Below are 2,842 nucleotides of genomic sequence, written 5' to 3' on the forward strand. Positions count from 1 at the left end.
TAGATAAAAAGACATACACACAACCGAAGTTACAGGACTTACCTGAAGGTTATTTATGGGTTGAGGATATGTTGATATTAAGGGAGGGATGTACCTATGAAAAGGGACGTTTAAGAGAGGAGCCGTGTGAGGTGAAAGTCTCACGCACGGTTCTGAAGACGAGTCGGTTTGGTAACAAACTGGCTTAGTTTAACAACCGGATTATTAATCTGTCTCCTTGTCCAATTTTGGTAGTACCTTGAATAATGAATAATTAATAATGAATAATTAATAATGAAATAAGGACAATGATTATTAACTATATAATTGTTAATTATTAGACGTTTATTTAGTTAAATTAAGTTCTGATAATTAGGGTTTGCTGATTAACTATTAAAGTATTTACTTATATTGGTTTCAGCCTTTAAGGAGCGAAAATAAAGTGTCAGCTTTTCGGTAAAGATTGCTCAAAAAACTAGCATTTTGTGCAAGAGTTGGGCAGAACAATTTTGGGACAGTTATTTCAACTACATCCTCTGTAATTCCCTGTTCCTCCTGAACTGACTACTAACTACTACCAACAGCAAAAAGACTTTTTCAGCAAACCCTAATTATTAATTATTAATTATTAATTATCATTGATACCTGTTTAATTTGATGCTTGCTGGCAATTTCCCTCCCGTTAAATAGCGGATTATAACGGGAGATCCCTTGCCGAATCAAGTTGGGAAAAATCCGGTTTCTATAATAAAAATAGGATTAAGAACTTGGAACAGCAGGTTTTTGCATATCTTCATAGCTAGAGCCTTCTTTTTGCTTCACTATTTGTAAACCTTCCTTAAGTGCAGTCAGGCGATCGCCCATCCAGTAATTTTCTGGAATTAAGCCAGCAATTCCCAGTTTTTCTAACCGACGTTTTACCTTTCCAGTTGCTCCAACCATAATTATCTCTCGTCCAGCATCGATCGCCTCTTGAATAGCATTTTCAATCGCCAAAGAAGAAGTAACGCCTAGAATTGGCACTTCACTCAGATCGACAATCAATACATCATAATTACTAATGGCACTATGTTCTCTGGAAATCGCTTTGGCTACTCCAAAAATCATTGGCCCACTTAAATGGAACAGTAAAACTCGGTCATTTGCCCAATCCAAAATTTGCTTTTCTTCATCAGTCATGACGATTTGATCGTCCGCATCAGTAATCGCTTTTACAGACTGAGATTGCATTTCTTCGAGACGTTCAATGGTTAAAATATTCGCGACAAAAACTCCCACCGCAACTGCTACCATTAAATCCACAAATACCGTGAGGAGTACCACACTATAAACAATTCCAGCAGCTTTCCAAGAAATGTTGTGAACTCGTTTGAGGAAACCCCAATCAATAATATCAATTCCCACTTTTAAGACAATTCCTGCTAAGACAGCTAGGGGAATTCCAGAAGTTAAAGGTGCTGCCCATAATACAACAATCAATAGTGCTAAAGCACGACTAATGCCAGATAAAGCGGTGCGTCCCCCTGCTTGGATACTAACTACAGTTGCTGTTGTGGCTCCAGAGCCAGCTATTCCACCGCATAAACCCGTAATTAAATTAGCCACCCCTTGACTGATTAATTCTTTATTAGATTTATGTTCGGTTCTGGTCAAACTATCTGACACTAAACAAGTTAATAGGCAATCAATAGAACCCACCATACCCAAAACCATGGCATTCACAAACATTAACCGTAAATTTTCAGCGGTAAATGTAGGCATTTGCAGTTGTGGCAAACCGGGGGTAATTTCTCCAATTGTAGCGATCGTCCTAATTTCAATGTTTCTAAAGAAAATCAAAGAAATCGCTGTACCAATTACCAAAGCTATTAGTTGGGGAGGGACTAACTTTTTTAGTTTGGCAGGACAAAAGAACAAAATTCCTAAAGTAATTAACCCTAACAAAGTTTCCAATGGATTAATATTGGCAATCAAATTAGGGAAAGCCCTAATCACGCCAATTACTCCACCAGAGGGGGTTTCTTGACCGATAAACGGTGCAATTTGCAAAAAAATCAAAATCACGCCAATTCCTGTCATAAAACCAGAAATGACGTTATAAGGGAGCATGGTAATATACTTCCCCAACCGCAGGACTCCAAATAAGATTTGAAAGATACCCGCCATCATCACCACAGTAAAGGCCATTGCTAGACCACTTTCGGGATTTACGGCCATTAATTCGGCGATAACAGCGGTGACAATGACCGTCATTGGTCCAGTGGGTTCAGATATCAGACTAGGAGTGCCACCAAATAAAGCGGCAAAAAATCCGACTAAGATTGCTCCCCATAGCCCAGCAGCAGCACCTGCTCCAGAAGCAATTCCGAAAGCTAGTGCCATTGGTAGGGCCACCACCGCGGCAGTCAACCCGCCAAAAATATCTCCTTTTACGTTTCGGAAATGAATCGTATTGGTAATTTGCATGAAAGATTTCCCTGAATCACAATATAAGATGGTACATCTGAATAGGGTTTGCGCTCAAAAGTCTTTTAGTAGGGCTAGGAGACAGGAGGAACGAGGAATAATAGAGAAGGTAGTCGGATATATTTGTCCCTTAGTTTTTCTGCTCAACTCTTGCACAAAATGCTAGTTTTTTTGAGCTTTCTTGACAGAAAAGCTGGCACTTTTTTTATCCCCTTAAATGCTGAAACCTTTATATTTCAATGCTTTGATAGTTAATTAGCAAAGCTTCAATAATCCAAATACGATCCTAAATTTATTTGGCCAAAAAATCAGGTCTCAAGCCTCCCCTGAAAAATCAAGTTCAATAGACATCTGGCGATCGTCAAAAATTAAATCAATCCCATACGCATAAATCATC

Annotated in this window: 1 protein-coding gene; it reads right to left on the minus strand. The window is 38.8% G+C overall.

The features are described 5' to 3' along the window. Positions 1 to 738 precede the first annotated feature (738 nt). On the minus strand, positions 739 to 2,445 hold the full coding sequence (gene bicA, locus AC3DU7_RS30255) for a bicarbonate transporter BicA (protein ID WP_488042940.1): 1,707 nt from the start codon (positions 2,443 to 2,445) through the stop codon (positions 739 to 741). Positions 2,446 to 2,842: the final 397 nt, after the last annotated feature.

The sequence above is a fragment of the Okeania sp. genome (assembly GCF_983059655.1).

Excerpts from the sequence above, each read along its gene's own strand:
- bicA (WP_488042940.1), bottom strand. The coding sequence starts at position 2,445 with ATGCAAATTACCAATACGATTCATTTCCGAAACGTAAAAGGAGATATT.